Below are 16,186 nucleotides of genomic sequence, written 5' to 3'. Positions count from 1 at the left end.
CCCTTTTTTTTTGAGCATAAGCCTTGACTTATAAAAACAAAAACGACCTTCTTGCCCGGCCAGAAATGTTAATACAAATCGACTAATGGCTTATATCTTCTAGGTAAAAAAAAGACAACAAAAAAAATAAAGATCGAAAGCCAGGGAATGGTCCGCCATCAGTTGCCCAACAAATATACCAATCCCCGGAGCAGATCGAGTGGAGTGGGAGGACAGCCATCAATCCTGAGATCAACAGGAATTATAGCTTCCACTCCCTCTTTTACCACCGCGTAACTTTGGCTGAAAACCCCCCGGCCAAGAGCACAATCTCCGGCGGCCACCACCCACTTCGGATGGGGCATGCAATCGTATGTCCTTTTGAGCGCTTCAACCATATTTTTTGTCACCGGACCTGTAACCAGGAGCAGATCCGCATGCCTGGGAGAAGCGACGAAGCGGATACCGAATCTTTCGATATCATAAAAAGGGTTGTTAAGGGCATGGATTTCCAACTCACAACCGTTGCAAGAGCCCGCATCAACTTCCCTTATAGCCAGGCTTCTTCCCAGTTTTCTTTTACATATCCCCTCAAGTTCAGAAGAAAGCCTGGCCATTTCACCCTGTTCATTCCTTTCCCATTTTTCTGTTGCTACCTTAGGAAAGATATTTTTAAAAAAACAGCTTTTCATCGTCTTTTTTTTAAAGATCATGTCCCGAATAAGAACAGTTGAAGGATTTATTGCAAAGAGGGAAATCCGCGATAACGCCACCTACGATCACTTTTTCAAGAAGGGGCCACTGGAACCAGGATGGATCCCTGGGATGGCAGCGGATGATTTTCCCGTTGTAAATTTCAATCCATGTCAGGATATCTCCCCTGAAACTTTCTACCACTGAAAGCCCTTTTCCGCTCCCTTCACCACCGATCCTTTCTGCACAGATCGAGCCGGGAGGCATACCTTCTAAAATCTGCTCAAGGAGCTTGACACTCTGTTCAATCTCCAAGATCCGGATCCAAACCCGGGCATTGACGTCTCCATCTTCAAGGACGGGAACCTCAAAAGAGAGACTATCGTAGGGTTTGTAGGCAAAAGCCTTGCGGCTGTCGAAATTTCTTCCTGAAGCTCTTCCAATGAATCCACCGGCTCCAAATAGCTCCGCCAGGCGGCGGTCCAAAACTCCCGTTCCCACCGTTCTATCCTGCAAAGAGTTCTTGGAATCGTAAAAATCCTTCAAACAAACCACCTCCTCCTTGATTGTTTCGAGCAGTTCCCTTATCCTTGACAGTCCTTCAGCATTCAAATCCTCTTTTACTCCACCGACAACGATCTTATCCCTCATTAGCCTATGCCCAAAACAACTTTGGGCACAACGGAGGATTTTTTCCCTCAATAGAGCGCACCGGCTCAATATCCGGGGAAAAGCCGCATCGTTACAAATAGCCCCAACATCCCCAAAATGGTTCGCCATTCTTTCAAGTTCAGCCATGAGCGCTCTTATCCACTCCGCTCGAGGAGGAGGAGAGATCCCCAGGGCTTCTTCAACGGCAAGAGCATAGCCGTAAGCATAGGCCACCGTCGAATCCCCAGAAATCCTTCCTGCAATCTCCATCCCCTTGTCGATCGAAGCCCCCGAAAAGAGGCTTTCAATGCCTTTGTGCGTATACCCGAGCCGTTCTTCCATCCGGACGACGATTTCTCCCGACATGGTAAACCGAAAATGTCCCGGTTCAATAATCCCCGCATGAACAGGGCCAACAGGGACCTGGTGGAGGCTTTCTCCTCTAGCGGGGAAAAAAGAATAAAGCTTTTCTTCCCCGTCGGGATAAGAATCCCCCATGGGGAAACGAACTCCCCACTTTCCATGATCAAGCCATGGACGGCTATCCAATGATCCTTGAGCCTGCAACCCAAAGAGATCGTAAAGGGCACGTTCAAGCCTGGCCGCCGACGGATAGGCCACCGCAACCGAGGGAAATTTCCCTTCCGGAACCTGCAAGCCAAACAGAGAAATCTTGCTCCCTCCACGGTCAAGGAGCGCCAAGTAAACCGTTTGAGGAGCACCCCAAAGTCCAAAAAGAGAAAACTCGGTTTTTAGTGGCTCTCTCCCGAGGGCTAACCAACGCTTTTCCTCAATTTCTTCAAATGACCAAAATTTCTCTTTTTCCCGAGGTTCAACTCGAGTTAGGAGACCAGAAGAAGGACTGGAAGAGGTCAGTTTTTTCATAAAATCACTTGAGCAGTACCGAGCAGTGTTGGAACCATTCGACGACCCGGGGGGGAATATAGACCCCGGCGGCAAAAACAAGGAGGAAATGGCTGAACATCGGCAGATACAAGGAACGAATGGGTGAAGAATCTCCTCTTGGCTCTCCAAAACTGACTTGAACCAGTTTAAGGATCAACGCTCCCAAGGCCGTAATCAATCCAACAGCAAGGCAGGCAGCAAGCAGGGGAGACCGGGCAAAAGCCGAACTTAACACCAAAAATTCACTCATAAAAACACCCATGGGAGGAAGCCCTGCTATGGCGAGCACTCCAAAGACAAGACCCCAACCGAGAACCGGATGGCTTGATGTCAGCCCGGATAAATCGGCTATTTTCTGCGTCCTTTTTATCTGGGAGATGTAACCGATAGCAAAAAAGATCGCTGACTTGGTCAAGCTGTGCATACTCATGTGCAAAAGCCCCGCAAAGTTGGCAAGGGCACCCCCAATGCCAAAAGCAAAAGAGATAATTCCCATATGTTCAATCGATGAATAGGCAAAGAGCCGTTTAATGTCCCTTCTCTTGTAGAACATAAGCGCTGCAAACAACACGGAAGCAAGCCCCATGGCCGTGAGAAGGGGGCCTGCCTGCAGGGCATGGGGATTGGCTGAAAGGAGAATCTTAAACCGCAGGATCGCATAGAGGGCGACGTTGAGGAGTAATCCAGAAAGAACGGCGGAAATCGGAGTAGGCCCTTCGGCATGGGCATCCGGTAGCCATCCATGAAGGGGGAAAAGACCCACCTTGGTCCCATAACCAATGAGAATGAAGATAAAGCCGATATTAACAAGGGAAGAATCCAGGTAGGCTGCATGCGAAAAGAGGTTAGTCCAAGCCATAGCGGCAAGGCCTTCTCCAATCGTAGGCCGGGCGGAAATATAAAAAAGAAACGTTCCAAAAAGGGCCAACGCTATGCCCACGCCCCCAAGAATAAAGTATTTCCATGAAGCTTCCAAAGATTCCGTCGTCCGGTAAATACCGACCATAAGCACGGTAGAGAGCGTGGCCATTTCTATCGATACCCACATAAGCCCGATATTATTAGAACAAAGGGCCAGGTTCATGCCGAAGAGCAAAGCCTGGTACATGCTGTGATAGAACCTTAAAGAGGGAGGGGAAAGATGGCCGATCTCTATTTCATGGGCGATATAACGCTGACTGAAAAGGGCCGTGGTAAACCCGATGAAATTCGTCAGGAGAATGAAAACGATATTCAGTTCATCTACCAGGAAAAACGAACCTGGAGGGTCTTTTTTGAAAAGCAAAAAAAGGGAACCGACGAAAGAAAGAAAAGAAAAAAGAGTGTTGAGCCAGCTTGAAATCCTATAAGAGGAAATCTGGGAAAGAAGAAGGATGCCGATAAAAGGAAAAAGAATAACCGCTGCGGCACTCATGGCCTTTCTCCTCCTGACTTTTCAAGCCTGCGGATATCGACGATATCGAACCGCTCTCTTATCCGGAAAAGGAATATACCTACGACGATAAGGGCAACCATGACGGAAAAAGCGACGCTGATTTCGACGACAAGGGGCATTCCCTTGGCTCCTACCGCCGCAAGAATAAGGCCATTTTCCATCGACATGAATCCCACCACCTGGCTGATCGCGTTACGCCTGCTGACCATCATCAAAAGACCGATCAAAACCACCGCCAGGGCAAAGGATAGATCTTCCCTCGTCATGGGATCGGTCGACCCACTTGCTTTCATCATCACCGTAATGGAAAGAGCGGTCAGGCCTATTCCCAGGATTACGGAAGGTCCCGTGCCCACTACCGTCTCTATCTTTCGGTGAATGCCCAGCTTAACTACGAGCCATCTTAAAGAGAGAGGTATTCCAATAGCCTTGAACCCCAAGGCGATCAATGCCGTGGCATAGAGATGAGGGGCTTTCTGCATGTAACCCTGCCAGGCTGCGGCCGCCGCCAGCACGAGGGCATGAAGACTAAAGACATTCAGAAGGCTGAACATCCTATCCTGGTACAGAAGGATAAAACTGACAAGAAGCATGGATCCTGCCAGCATGTGAGCGATATCGAAATTAAGGTTGGTGGTCATAAGCTTCGTGAAACAAAAAGTAATAGGGTGGCCAGGAGGGCAAGCATGAAAGCGGCTCCCAGAAAACTGGGTATCCTAAAAAGACGCATCTTTGCCACCAGGCTTTCAAAAAAAGCAAGGATTACGGCTCCCATGGCCATTTTGGCCAGGTAAACCAGGATGGCTACAGGGAGCTGTGCTATCTCATTACCTGGAGAAGTCATCCCGAAGGGAAAGAAGATCGTCATCATCAAGGATAAATAGAGAACGAGTTTGAGCTGGCTTGCCGCTTCCAACAGAGCCAGGTATTTGGCCGAATATTCCAAGATCATGGCTTCGTGAACCATGGTTAATTCCAAGTGTGTCGAGGGATTATCCACCGGAATCCTTCCATTCTCAGCAATAGCAACAAGAACAAAAGAGGCCAGGGCAAGCCATAGGGAAACTCTAAGACCCGCCTGCCCGGACATCATGAAAGAAGAGATGCATGATAGATCAGTCGACTTGGCCACAAGGGCAAGGGTGAAAATGATCATGATCATGGCCGGTTCGGCAAGGGAACTAATGAAAGATTCCCGGCTTGAGCCCAATCCTCCAAAACTCGTTCCCGGATCCAACGCCGCGAGGGAAAGTAAAAACCGTGCCGAGCCCAACAGGGCGATAATGGCGATCAGATCCGCGGCTTTTCCAAACCACAGGCCGGAAGAAAACGTGGGGACAAGACAAGCCGCAAGCCAGCTCATTGCAAAGACCCCGTAAGGAATCGCCCTAAAAAGCCAGGAAGCCGTTTCCGGGAGGGTCACCTCCTTACGTAAAAGTTTTAGCAGGTCGCGGTAGGGTTGAAAGACCGAGGGCCCTTTTTTCATCAGCAACCGAGCCCTCGTCTTAACCGCAATCCCCGTAACCAGGGGAGCGATGCAGAGGACAAGAACTATATCTATAAGCTGATAAAGGAAGTTATTCATTGGAGCATGAGGGCCAAGGATAACAAAAGGACCACCAGGGTCACGAAAACAAGGACCAGGTATCTTCTCACGGTGAGAAACTGCAGGATGTTGATCTTTGCACTCCACCTATCGATTGTCCGAGCCACCGGCAGATAGCCGTATTCCCAGGCTAAATCATGGAGCCTAAGAAATATTCGAGCAGGCTTGGGCAGCCAAGGGCTCAAACATACCACCTTCTCTTTTACCGCAAAAAAAGCGGGACCGAAAACCTTGCGAATCGGTTGGGCATAACTACCGGCCGTATATTGACAAAAGGGACTATTTTCAGGGTATCCACAATCCCACGCGGGTGTTTTCCGGGCATAAGGCGAAGCTTTCCCCAAAACCATGAACAGAATGCATAGGGAAAATCCCCCCAGCAAAAGGATCAAAAAAAGCCCATTATAAGCATTGCGATCGATGTTCAACGATAAAGGCTCATAAAAAGGCTTTCCGGAAAGATTAAAATATTCTCCCCCGGATAGCAAACCTACGGCAGGTCCCAACAAATGAAGGACGGGGGCAGGAAAGACACCCCAAAGAAGGCAGAGAAAAGCAAGAAAATAGAGGGCGAGCAGAGACCACCGATCGGTTTCAGTTGCCGCCATGGCACTCATCGACCTGGGTCGCCCTAAAAAAGTAATCCCATAGACTTTTATAAAACAACTGGCAGCCAAGGCGGCAGACAAAGCAAGGAAAGCCCCAATGGAAGGAACGAGGAATTTTAATCCCCATGAAGGAAGCTGGGGACTCAAAAGGATCGACTGCATGAGCAACCACTCGGAAACGAAACCATTTAACGGGGGAAGGGCGCAAATAGCCATGCTCCCCATCAAAAAAGCAAAGGCGGTGTAGGGCATTTTCGAAACGAGCCCTCCCAGCTTTTCCATGTCCCTGCTGCCCGTTGAAGATTGGATTGAGCCGGCACCAAGAAAAAGCAGATTTTTAAAAAGAGAATGGTTCAGAACGTGGAACAGAGAAGCGCTAAAAGAAAGGGCAGAAGCAGCAACCATACCGTAGGTCTTGAAAGCCATGGCTAAACCGATACCCACAAAAACGATGCCGATGTTTTCTATTGTATGGTAGGCCAACAGCCTTTTTAAGTCATGCTGCATGAGCGCATAAAGAACTCCTGCAATCATCGAGACTCCTGCAATGACAAGGAGAAGATAGCTCCACCATTTTTCCTGGGTTCTCAGCAGATCAAAGACGATCCGTAGAAATCCATAGACGGCTACCTTGGTCATCACCCCGCTCATCAGGGCAGACACATGGCTAGGGGCTGCCGGGTGAGCCCTGGGCAGCCAAGCGTGCAGGGGCACCAGTCCCGCTTTCGATCCTGCTCCAAATAGAGCAAGAGCAAAAACAAGAGAAGCACTCTTTGAGGGCAAGGCAGCCTTGCTCATCCCCTCAAAACTGAAAGTTCCGGAATGGGAAGCAAGCAGGCTCATTGAAAAAAGGAGAGCAAACGTCCCCAGGACGGCCATCAAAAGATAGATAAAACCGGCCCCAGCCGTTTCTTTTTCTTTGTGCGAAGACATCACCAAGGCCCACGAAGAAAGAGACATAAGCTCCCAGAAAAAAAGAAAGCTAAACATATCCGCGGCCAGGAGGACCATGTTCATCGATCCTAAGAAAAGGATATAAAAAGGCAGTATCCTCTGTTGCTCAGCAAAATGCGAACCATACCCAAGGCCATACAAGGAGGCCATAAAAGAAGCGAGGTTGACCACCAAGAGAAAAAATGCACTCAAAGAATCGATTCTAAAATGGGCCCCCGTTCCCGGAAGACCTAAAGGAAATACAGCCGCCTGGCTCGACCCATGAAAGAGAAGAAAAAATAGAGAAAGAAGAAAAGAAATCCCCGCGTAGAACCCGCTGAGAAGATAAACTCCCCTGTAGTTTTTCCTCGCAAGCAAAATCAAGCCAAGGTAAAATACAAAAGATAAAAGCAATCCCTTAAGGAGATAATCTTGCATTTTAATACGAAGAACAAAGTATCAACAAGTTGTGTAGACCTTCAGTAGAGCACGAACCAAGCCCATGGAAGTTGCAAAAAAGAAAGCAGATAAAAGAGGGGCTAACCTTAAACTTCTCATTTAAAAAATTTCTAAAAAGAATAGTGTAGTTATATAAAATTGTCAATATCAAAAACAGCGATAAGTATATAATTGCTAATAATATAATAATAGCATTGATTATATACAGGGAAACATCTCCTGGAATGAACCCTCTTTTTAAGATTGCATATCCTATTCAAAGCCCAATACTTTGTAATAATTTTTGATTAAATAATTATTATTTTTTTCTTTTTTAATTATAGAAAGGGATTAACAAAAAGGACTTGCCCCGTATTTTAGCTATAGGTTTATTTTTTCATGCTCAAAAAAGTGTATTGCTGGGTTCGAGACGAGGACAAAGAACTTTTCAAACGGTTAGGACAATGGGCAGAAAAAGAATTTTTCACCGTCCTTGTCGACGTCCGGGCGGCAAGCTCTAAAGGTTCATTTCCCCTTCCTTTTCCCCCTGAATACGACGGGGTTCTGCTCACCGGTGGAGGAGACATTTCCAGGGAATACCTGGAGAAATACGCCCAACAACCGGTTCATAATCCTGCCCTCATTCAATCCTGCGACCGCTTACGCGACGAGTGGGAATTTAGCATTCTTGAACAGGCCCTCAAAAACGGCAAGCCCATTCTCGGTATTTGCAGGGGAATACAGGTTCTCAATACCTTTCTTGGAGGAAGCCTTCTTCTCGACATACCCGGGCACAACGACCCGGGACAGCACGACCAGAATATCCAAGAACTCGACTTTGAAAATCAACCCTCTTTTTGTTTTGCCAAGGTTAACAGTTCACACCACCAGGCCCTCGATAGGATCGCTACCGGCCTTCGGATAGAAGCCCGGTCAAAAAAAGATGGAATCGTTGAACAGGTAAGATTAAAGGACTATCCTTTTTGCGTGGGAGTCCAGTACCATCCAGAAAGAGATTTACATTATTATAAATCCCTCTTTCATGCCTTTTTCCTTTCTCTTTAGTCCCCTTCCCGCAAGATGCTCCTTGACCAGTTCAAAATCGGTTCATACCCATCCTCTTTAAAAATAGAGGCCGAAAGCTACCTTAGGAAGGGCTAGAATAGGGCTTTAATCTTTTTTCCCAAGCCGCTTACAGCTCTTCTCCGGCAAACTTACCTTGGGGGGGAGTTCAATCCTGGCTGACATCCAGCGTTTTTTTGGCCGACGGAAGGTGTTGGTCCAGTGGAGGATAGTCCGTATACCCTTTTTCCCCGCCCCCATAAAAAGTGGAAGGGTCCGGCTCGTTGAGAGAGGCTCCCCTGCGGAACCTTTCCGGCAAATCGGGGTTAGCGATAAAAAGCCGACCAAAAGCGATCGCATCGGCTATTCCAGAAGCAATTGCCCGTTCCGCCTTCTCAGCGGTATAGCCACTACAAAAAGTCAGGACATGGGGGAAAGTTTTACGGAAAGCAAGCCTTTCTTCATCCCTTAAAGGTTGTCCATTAGCCCAATCCGGTTCAACGATGTGCAGGTAGGCTATATTGCGCTTCCCCAGTTCTGAAGCCACGTAGAGGCAGCTTTCCATGCTTCCTTCTACAGTCATATCCGCAAATATCCCTTTTGGAGAAAGCCTTACCCCAACCCTTTTTTTACCTACCGCTTCACATACCGCGTCGACCACCTCCAAGACGAACCTTGCCCTATTTTCAACACTGCCCCCATATCTATCTTTCCTCTGATTGGCGCGCACATCGAGAAACTGGTTGGGAAGATAACCATTGGCGCTATGGACTTCAACCAGGTCAAAACCCGCTCTCATTGCTCTTTTAGCCGCGGAGGCGTACTCAGCGATGATCCGCTGGATCTCCTCAATAGAAAGCTCCCTGGGCGTATCGGGTTCTACTTGCGCAGCGGTACCATCGGGAAGCACCACAAAACACCAAGTGTTTTGAGCTCTCACCGCAGAAGGAGCAACCGGAGGCTTCCCCTCTTCTTGAAGAAGGTGATGGGACACCCTTCCTACGTGCCAAAGTTGGAGGGCCATTTTGCCTCCCGCTTCATGCACGGCCTTTACCACGCGACGCCAACCTTCCTCCTGGGCATCTGTGTAAATTCCAGGAGTCCAAGCATATCCTTGCCCCTCCCTACTGATTTGAGTAGCTTCACTGATGATCAAGCCCGCTGATGCCCTCTGGGCATAATATTTAGCCATGAGCTCGGTGGGGACATCCCCGGGTTGACCCGCACGACAACGTGTCATGGGAGCCATCCATATTCTATTGGCCGTAGGGACTTCCCCAACGACCAGGGGACTAAACAGGTGTTTTAGTGAAGACATGATCTGCCTCCTTCTTTTAATTGTTCAACACGGCAACAGCAAAAACCAGGGGAAACAAAAGGCTACGTCGATGCGCCTTTCTTGGAGTATTTTTAGATTCAGCTTATCATATCCTCTCATATCGAGCAAAAAATTTTTTCCCTGCTGGCCATACAGCTAATGCATAAAAGATCAGCAAAAGAAACTTCTTCCTTCTTGAGCCCGTTTTATTCATTACCCTGCATGAATATCTTAGAAAATCCCTGGTTTTTCATTTCTTTATGGATGGGCGGCGCCTTTTCGGCAGCACTGCTCGCCATTAAATTCAGGGTTCCCGTAGCGATAGTCGAAATCCTGGTAGGAGCCGCATTAAGCCATTTTTTAGATCTTTCCCAGCCAACCGAATGGATGAATTTCCTCTCCAAGCTCGGCGCCACAATGCTTTGCTTCATTGCCGGAACGGAAATAGAACCGGAGTTTTTCAGCCAATCATGGAAAAAACACCTGTTGTCGGGAAGCTTTTCTTTTCTTGTGCCCTTCATGGCTATTGCACTGTTCACGCACTTTTTCTTTCAGTGGCAACCCGCCCAATCTCTCATTGCAGGGATAGCCCTGGGCACAACCTCCATTGCCATAGTTTATACTTCCCTTCTTGAAAGAGGCATAGAAAATTCTTCGTTGGGGAAAACCCTCCTGGCGAGCTGTTTTATTACCGATTTTGGATCGGTCCTCACTCTAGGTATTTTTTTCACCCATTGGGAGTTATCTTCTATTCTATTCGCCCTTTTTGCCCTCATCCTTTTATGGTTTTTCCCCAAAATACTTCGTTCCCTTCTTCACTTTCTCAAGAAAAGCCCGGTGAGCGAACCCGAAATAAAGTTCGTTTTTTTCATGCTTACCTTCCTTGGGTTTTTAGCTTCCATGGCCAAAACCGAGCCCGTCCTGCCGGCTTTCATTCTGGGAGTACTCGCTGCCAACGCCTTTTCCGAAGATCAACTTTTCCGTCGAAGACTAAGAGCGGTCGCCTATAGCATTCTTACCCCTTTTTTCTTCATGAAAAGCGGATTTCATATCTCTTTTCCCATGCTCGTCATCGGTTTCATTCCCCTGCTGCTTCTCACCCTCCTAAAGACCTGTTTTAAAATCATCGGTGTCCTTCCTTACCTCCTGCTTGAAAAACATCCCTTAAAAGAAAGCCTCTTTGGTTCGCTTTTAACCAGCGGAGGATTGACATTCGGCCTTATTGCCGCCCATTACGGCATCCAGAATAAAATATTAAGCAGGGAAATCTATTCTTTGATTACCCTGGCAACCCTTCTAAGCACCCTTATCCCGGTTTTTCTTGCCGGACTGTTATTACCCAGGGGCGAAGTCCCCAAAGAAAAGAAAGTTGTCGTTAAAAAAGAACTGGGGGAATACGAAGAAGAAGGTTAAGCCAAACAAAGTTGACCTGGATTTTTTTCCGATTGATTGTTCTGGGGTAAAATAACTTCCCTCTGCCGAGATAACCGAAAGCCCTTCATTCCCAGGAAATCTTTCTTTTCTTAAAGCCAAGCTCTAATACCTTGTGGCCCCAGTGCAAAGCTAAAAAAGAGGGTAGTTTTTTTATTTGCTTATTTTGAGTCTTCATCCCCATCCCCTGGCGAGCATTTCTTCCTGCTTCCCTTCTCCTTTCTTATCGCTCTAGGGCTAGGTTTAACTCCTGTCTTTTTCCACAGGCTTACCTGCTCCTGCTTTCCCTTGCGACCGTCTTTTCTTTTCAAATAAACCGGGACGACTTCAAGCTTCCGAAAGAAGAATCTTGGGGAAAAATGACTCTCTTAGCCTCCTCGGCCTTTATGAAAGATCTCGATACCGGGCTCTCTTTCAAAGAGTCGCTTGGACAAACCTCCTTTGGATGGGCAATCCTATCCCCCAGGCAAGCTCCTAACATTTTTTTTCAATGCTATCAAAAAAGAATAAAGAATTGACTTTTGCCAGGAAAGAGTCAATGACTCAAGGGCTAACCAGGGAATGAAAGTTCGCCTAGAGTTCGAGAGTTTTTATCAGTTCATCGGCAATCGCCAGTGATGCCGTTGCTCCCGGGCTTGGGGCGTTGAGAAGATGGAGGATTCCTTCTTCCTTGACAAAAAGAAAGTCATTTACAAGCCTTCCATCTGGGAATAGAGCTTGAGCCCGGATCCCCACGGCTCCCCTGCCCAGGTCTTCTTCTTTGATCGCGGGAACGAGCTTCTGGACTGCACGACAAAAAAGCCTTTTATTGCTTGATTTTTTCCATTCTTCCCAAGCTGCAAGAGGATACCTTTTTAAAAAGTTCCACAATCCTACGTAAGTCAGGGAATCAAAGGCATCTTTCCAATCAAAACTTCCTTTGTTATATCCTTCCCTAGATAAGGATAGAACCGCATTGGGACCAGCCTCGACCTTGCCGTTGATCATTCGCGTCAGGTGAACCCCTAAGAAAGGGAACCGGGGATCGGGGACGGGATAGATCAAATTCTTGACCAGGTAAGTTTTGTCCTGCTTGAGTTCGAAATATTCCCCCCTAAAAGGAACAATCCGGAGGGGACAGCTCCCCATGGCCATCCGGCATATCCTGTCGGAATGCAGACCCGCACAGTTAACCAGGTTCGATGTCAAAAAACTTCGGCCATCAGTTCTTACTTCCCAAAGTTTTCCTTTTTTCTCTATGCCGGTTATTTTCACTTCTTTTAAAATTTTTCCCCTCATGGATTCTATTTTTGCGGCAAGCTCTAGACACACCTGCCGGTAATCAACAATACCTTCCTCAGGGACAAAAATCGCGGCTACGCCCCTTACGTAGGGTTCAATTTTTCTCATTTCTTGAGCATCAAGGATACGCAATCCCACAAGCCCATTTTGCTCTCCCTGCTTTTTGAGTCGATGGAGCTCGGCAACTTCCCGCTCTTCGGTAGCCACAACCAGCTTCCCGCAAATTTCATGGGCTATTTTATTTTCTTTGCAAAAAGATACCATCTGCCTGATCCCCTCGACGGCCAGTTTTGCTTTTAAGCTTCCAGGGGAATAATAAAGCCCCGCATGGAGAACACCGCTATTATGGCTACTTTGGTGCCTGCCTACATCCTTTTCCTTTTCTAAAACGACAACCGAATCCTTCTTTTTGGCGCAAATCCATTTGTAGGCCAAAGCCAGTCCTATGATGCCCCCACCAATAACAACAAGATCCTTTTCTTCCATTTATACTTACCCTGTAGAGAAATACTAAGGGAGGGAACAAAACGACATCTCAGTAATGTTCAAGAGCATAAGCCACGTAATCATCCCAAAACCGATCTTCAGACCAATCCTGGACCTCAAAAATCGCCGGCTCCGTATTCACTCGAACGAGGGGCTCGGCATAGGATTTTTGTTCCTTGAGTTCTACAGGACAACTTAAAGCCGATCTCTTGCTTACCTCCCTGGAGAGTCTTAAAGCAAAAGCCCCCTGGGATTCTACAAAATAACTGGGATTGGACCGATAAAACGGTCCTTTTTGAACAAAAACCTTTTCTACAAACCGGCCGTAACAACCGGCAAGAAGATCACAGGGAATGTTGTCCCGGATGTAATGGGGAGTTTGAACCGCCGGTATGTTCCCTCTTTTCCACTGGGAAATTAAATAAAAAGTAAACCTTTTTTCCTCAAGCATTCCAAAGGGATTGGGAATGACGAATTTCCCCAAGGGAATGTTATAGAGCTGGGCATAATAACGAAATACTTCGAAAGTCAATCCCTTGGAAAGGCCATAAGGAGAAAAAGCTCTTAAAGGGACATTGCCTATCCCCTCGTTTTGTTCAAAGATAGAACCCGTCAGAATGATAGCTCCAAGGCCTTGCTCTTTGGCAAGATGAATAACCTGCTTGATATTCTTGGTGTTTGTCTCCAAGGCATAAAGCCAATCAAATTGCTCGCTTTTATAATCCTTGAGGTAAGCCCCATGATGACAAAGGACATCAAAGGTTCCTTTCTTAAGAAGATCGATCATCTTTTCCGAACCAAAAGGAGACTCTTCGATCAGTTCCATCTCGCAGGAAAGTCTCTCTACTCTCTCTTTGCGGATTCCTTCGTAGTTTTCCCTCTTTTGGGTTAACAACCCTGTAACCTCATGCCCTTTTTCCAGAAGTTGCCTACAAAACCAATAGCCCGTAAAGGAACTCCCACCCGTAAAGAGAATTTTCATTCCACCGCTTTCTCTTTGTTCCAATCGGGATAATTTCTATCCTTTTCGGAAATCACAAGAGGTTCAAAAGGCCAGGTAATGTTCAAAGCCGGATCATTATAGCGGATTCCTCTTTCATGTTCGGGAGAATAGAATTCCCCTACAAGGTAATAGGCTTCGGTATTGTCGGCTAAAGTCAAAAAACCATGGGCGAATCCGCGGGGCACGTAAACCATCCGCCGGTTTTCCTCGTTGAGTTCACAACCGTAATGGCAGAGATAGGTTTTGGATTCGGGACGCAAGTCCACGATCACGTCCCAAAGAGCTCCCCGCAGGCAACGGATGACCTTGGTTTCGGCCTTGGGAAATACTTGGTAATGGAGCCCACGCAAGGTCCCCTTTTTCAGGCTTAAAGAGGTGTTAATCTGGGCAATATCCGGATCGAGCCCATGCGCTTCATATTCCCTTCTGCAAAAAACTCGAGCAAAAAAACCCCGGGGATCTTCTTTTTTTTCCAGGTCAATTAAAAAAGCCCCCGCAAGGGGAAGCGGTGTAAACTTCATGTTTTAAACCCCTATTTCTGTAGCTTTTGTTTTAACCTTCTTAACCTTACAAACTTGTCGGAGAGGAAATCTTCCCTTGAGAATTTTTTTTCTGTCATGAACTTGTAAAGCTCCTCCAGGCCGCTATCCAAGGAGTATTGAAGTTTAAAGTCAGGAAGGAGCTTGGAAAGCTTATCGAACGATACCCGGTAATTTCGAGGATCGGCTCCGACTTCCCCTGTATAAACAACCTTGGCATCCGGCACCAAGCTCTTCACCTTTTCGACGATCTGTTTTACCTGGTAATTCTCTTTATTCCCCCCGATATTGATCGATTGGTTATGAACAAGCTGCCGGGGAGCCTGGATCAAGGCAATAAAAGCCCTAGCTATATCTTTACAATGGACGAGGGGACGCCAGGGGGTTCCGTCGCTCATCACCCTAATCTCTCTGGTGGCGAGGGCACAGGAAAGCAGGTTGTTGGCAACTAGATCTATTCTCAGCATGGGAGAATAACCAAAGGCCGTTGCATTTCTTAAAAAAACGGGGGAAAAGGAAGAACTGGAGAGCTTGGAGATTTCTCTTTCAGCCTCTACCTTGGAACGGGCATAAGCCGAGACGGGATTAAACGGGGCATTTTCATCCAGGTCCAGGGAACCGGCCTTTCCGTAAACTGAACAGCTCCCGGCGAAGAGAAAAAGAGGCACTCCAGCTTTTTTAGCTTTTTGGGCAAGGCTTATCGCTCCATCCCTGTTTACCCGGTAGGTCAGGTTCTCATCCAATTCCCCCATGGGATCGTTGGAGATAGCCGCAAGGTGGCAAATCGCATCAAAACCTTCGAGCTCATTTTCCTTGATCGATAAAAAATCTTTTTTCCACTCCACATCGCTGGGAGGGAAGGAATCCCATTCACAGCCTTCAAAATAGCCGATATCACATCCCGTAACGTGCATTCCGTAAGCTTTACATAGTGCAACCAGGTGCACTCCAATGTAGCCCTGGCTACCCGTCACTAAAATTTTTTTCATCTCTTTACTTTTTAGTCAGCCAAGGAGTATTTCCTTCCTCGATCATTTTAACAAGAGTATCCCTATCTCTCTGCGTATCCATGCAAGCCCAAAATCCTTTATGCTTGTAAACCATCAGTTGACCATCCTTCGCTAAATTAAAAAGCGGGGCTTTTTCGAGAACGCAGCTTTCTTCTTCAGAAAGATAAGAAAGAAATTCTTTTCTAAAGAAAAAATACCCGCCATTGATCCATTCATCTTCAAAATCGGGTTTTTCTCTAAAAGAAACGACCTGGTTTCCTTCCACCTCAAGCTCACCAAACCGAGAGGGTGGATTAACCCCAAGAATAGTGCCGATTTTACGATGTCCGAGGTGGAAATGAAATTCATCGGCAAGGTTGACATCGGTCAAACCATCCCCATAAGTCACTCCAAAATGTTCCGACTCCCCCATGTACTTTTTTGCCGCTTGGGCAATACGGCTGCCCGTCATCGATTTTTCCCCGGTGTAAGCCATCGTTATTTCCCAGTCGATGGGATCTATGCTTTCATGGATTATCGTCCTGTTATTCATCAAGTTGATCGTGCAATCGCTGTTCAAGGAGAAAAAATTGTAAAAGTAGCTCTTGATCATTTCGGACTTGTAGCCCAGGCATAGGACAAATTTTTTAAAGCCGAATCGAGAGTAACTCTGCAAGATATGCCAGAGGATAGGATGTTTGCCAATCGTCACCATCGGCTTGGGCCTAAACTCCGTTTCTTCTCTCAGTCTTGTGCCCATTCCTCCACACAAAACGAAAATGGGGATCCTGCTTAAGTCCATAAGAAAATAATGAAGTTATTTTTCTA

14 protein-coding genes are annotated in these 16,186 nt (G+C 47.0%); 2 read left to right on the top strand and 12 right to left on the bottom strand.

Features of this window, described 5'->3' with window-relative positions:
• Positions 1-158 precede the first annotated feature (158 nt).
• Genes MINF_RS02305 through hyfB form a run of 6 tightly spaced genes read right to left on the bottom strand, consistent with a single transcriptional unit; the run spans position 159 to position 7,249 of the window.
• The gene (locus tag MINF_RS02305) at positions 159-671 is read right to left on the bottom strand and encodes an NADH-quinone oxidoreductase subunit B family protein (protein ID WP_048810433.1); all 513 of its coding nucleotides are present in this window, start codon (positions 669-671) and stop codon (positions 159-161) included.
• A gap of 10 nt (positions 672-681) precedes the next feature.
• The gene (locus tag MINF_RS02300) at positions 682-2,208 is read right to left on the bottom strand and encodes a hydrogenase large subunit (RefSeq protein WP_148205092.1); all 1,527 of its coding nucleotides are present in this window, start codon (positions 2,206-2,208) and stop codon (positions 682-684) included.
• A 4-nt stretch (positions 2,209-2,212) separates the two neighbouring features.
• A complete protein-coding gene (locus MINF_RS02295) occupies positions 2,213-3,643 on the bottom strand; it encodes a hydrogenase 4 subunit F (RefSeq protein ID WP_012462853.1) in 1,431 nt (476 codons plus the stop codon).
• Positions 3,640-4,305 (bottom strand): hydrogenase-4 component E, encoded by a 666-nt coding sequence (locus tag MINF_RS02290; protein WP_012462852.1) that lies wholly within the window; start codon positions 4,303-4,305, stop codon positions 3,640-3,642. Before MINF_RS02290 ends, MINF_RS02295 begins: the two co-directional genes overlap by 4 nt.
• On the bottom strand, positions 4,302-5,249 hold the full coding sequence (locus tag MINF_RS02285; RefSeq protein WP_012462851.1) for a respiratory chain complex I subunit 1 family protein: 948 nt from the start codon (positions 5,247-5,249) through the stop codon (positions 4,302-4,304). The genes MINF_RS02290 and MINF_RS02285 overlap by 4 nt, the downstream gene beginning before the upstream one ends.
• Entirely contained in the window at positions 5,246-7,249 is a 2,004-nt protein-coding gene (hyfB, locus tag MINF_RS02280; RefSeq protein ID WP_012462850.1) for a hydrogenase 4 subunit B, read from the bottom strand. The genes MINF_RS02285 and hyfB overlap by 4 nt, the downstream gene beginning before the upstream one ends.
• A 399-nt stretch (positions 7,250-7,648) precedes the next feature.
• Here hyfB and MINF_RS02275 point away from each other — a divergent pair, with 399 nt between their 5' ends.
• A complete protein-coding gene (locus tag MINF_RS02275) occupies positions 7,649-8,314 on the top strand; it encodes a gamma-glutamyl-gamma-aminobutyrate hydrolase family protein (protein WP_012462849.1) in 666 nt (221 codons plus the stop codon).
• A gap of 166 nt (positions 8,315-8,480) precedes the next feature.
• Here the strand turns inward: MINF_RS02275 and MINF_RS02270 are convergent, their stop codons facing one another.
• Positions 8,481-9,629, bottom strand: a complete 1,149-nt coding sequence (locus MINF_RS02270; protein WP_012462848.1) for an alkene reductase — start codon at positions 9,627-9,629, stop codon at positions 8,481-8,483.
• Between the two features lie 222 nt (positions 9,630-9,851).
• On the opposite strand from MINF_RS02270, the gene MINF_RS02265 reads away from it, so the two are divergent.
• A complete protein-coding gene (locus MINF_RS02265) occupies positions 9,852-11,042 on the top strand; it encodes a cation:proton antiporter (RefSeq protein WP_148205091.1) in 1,191 nt (396 codons plus the stop codon).
• Between the two features lie 591 nt (positions 11,043-11,633).
• Here the strand turns inward: MINF_RS02265 and lhgO are convergent.
• The 5 genes from lhgO to MINF_RS02240 are packed head-to-tail and all read right to left on the bottom strand — an operon-like array spanning position 11,634 to position 16,160.
• A complete protein-coding gene (lhgO, locus tag MINF_RS02260; protein WP_012462843.1) occupies positions 11,634-12,827 on the bottom strand; it encodes an L-2-hydroxyglutarate oxidase in 1,194 nt (397 codons plus the stop codon).
• 49 nt (positions 12,828-12,876) lie between these two features.
• Positions 12,877-13,809 (bottom strand): NAD-dependent epimerase/dehydratase family protein, encoded by a 933-nt coding sequence (locus MINF_RS02255; protein WP_048810061.1) that lies wholly within the window; start codon positions 13,807-13,809, stop codon positions 12,877-12,879.
• On the bottom strand, positions 13,806-14,351 hold the full coding sequence (gene rfbC / locus MINF_RS02250) for a dTDP-4-dehydrorhamnose 3,5-epimerase (protein ID WP_012462841.1): 546 nt from the start codon (positions 14,349-14,351) through the stop codon (positions 13,806-13,808). Before rfbC ends, MINF_RS02255 begins: the two co-directional genes overlap by 4 nt.
• An 11-nt stretch (positions 14,352-14,362) precedes the next feature.
• Positions 14,363-15,358, bottom strand: coding sequence for an NAD-dependent epimerase/dehydratase family protein (locus MINF_RS02245; RefSeq protein WP_012462840.1), 996 nt, complete (start codon positions 15,356-15,358; stop codon positions 14,363-14,365).
• Positions 15,359-15,362: 4 nt separating this feature from the next.
• Positions 15,363-16,160: a sugar phosphate nucleotidyltransferase gene (locus MINF_RS02240; protein ID WP_048810060.1), complete on the bottom strand. Its 798-nt coding sequence runs from the start codon at positions 16,158-16,160 to the stop codon at positions 15,363-15,365.
• Between the last annotated feature and the right edge of the window lie 26 nt (positions 16,161-16,186).

Source organism: Methylacidiphilum infernorum V4 (assembly GCF_000019665.1).
GTDB lineage: Bacteria > Verrucomicrobiota > Verrucomicrobiia > Methylacidiphilales > Methylacidiphilaceae > Methylacidiphilum > Methylacidiphilum infernorum.
This window is presented reverse-complemented; position numbering and strand designations above follow the sequence as displayed.

Coding starts and splice junctions, on each gene's coding strand:
- MINF_RS02305 (WP_048810433.1), bottom strand. CDS start 671: ATGAAAAGCTGTTTTTTTAAAAATATCTTTCCTAAGGTAGCAACAGAA.
- MINF_RS02300 (WP_148205092.1), bottom strand. CDS start 2,208: ATGAAAAAACTGACCTCTTCCAGTCCTTCTTCTGGTCTCCTAACTCGA.
- MINF_RS02295 (WP_012462853.1), bottom strand. CDS start 3,643: ATGAGTGCCGCAGCGGTTATTCTTTTTCCTTTTATCGGCATCCTTCTT.
- MINF_RS02290 (WP_012462852.1), bottom strand. CDS start 4,305: ATGACCACCAACCTTAATTTCGATATCGCTCACATGCTGGCAGGATCC.
- MINF_RS02285 (WP_012462851.1), bottom strand. CDS start 5,249: ATGAATAACTTCCTTTATCAGCTTATAGATATAGTTCTTGTCCTCTGC.
- hyfB (WP_012462850.1), bottom strand. CDS start 7,249: ATGCAAGATTATCTCCTTAAGGGATTGCTTTTATCTTTTGTATTTTAC.
- MINF_RS02275 (WP_012462849.1), top strand. CDS start 7,649: ATGCTCAAAAAAGTGTATTGCTGGGTTCGAGACGAGGACAAAGAACTT.
- MINF_RS02270 (WP_012462848.1), bottom strand. CDS start 9,629: ATGTCTTCACTAAAACACCTGTTTAGTCCCCTGGTCGTTGGGGAAGTC.
- MINF_RS02265 (WP_148205091.1), top strand. CDS start 9,852: ATGAATATCTTAGAAAATCCCTGGTTTTTCATTTCTTTATGGATGGGC.
- lhgO (WP_012462843.1), bottom strand. CDS start 12,827: ATGGAAGAAAAGGATCTTGTTGTTATTGGTGGGGGCATCATAGGACTG.
- MINF_RS02255 (WP_048810061.1), bottom strand. CDS start 13,809: ATGAAAATTCTCTTTACGGGTGGGAGTTCCTTTACGGGCTATTGGTTT.
- rfbC (WP_012462841.1), bottom strand. CDS start 14,351: ATGAAGTTTACACCGCTTCCCCTTGCGGGGGCTTTTTTAATTGACCTG.
- MINF_RS02245 (WP_012462840.1), bottom strand. CDS start 15,358: ATGAAAAAAATTTTAGTGACGGGTAGCCAGGGCTACATTGGAGTGCAC.
- MINF_RS02240 (WP_048810060.1), bottom strand. CDS start 16,160: ATGGACTTAAGCAGGATCCCCATTTTCGTTTTGTGTGGAGGAATGGGC.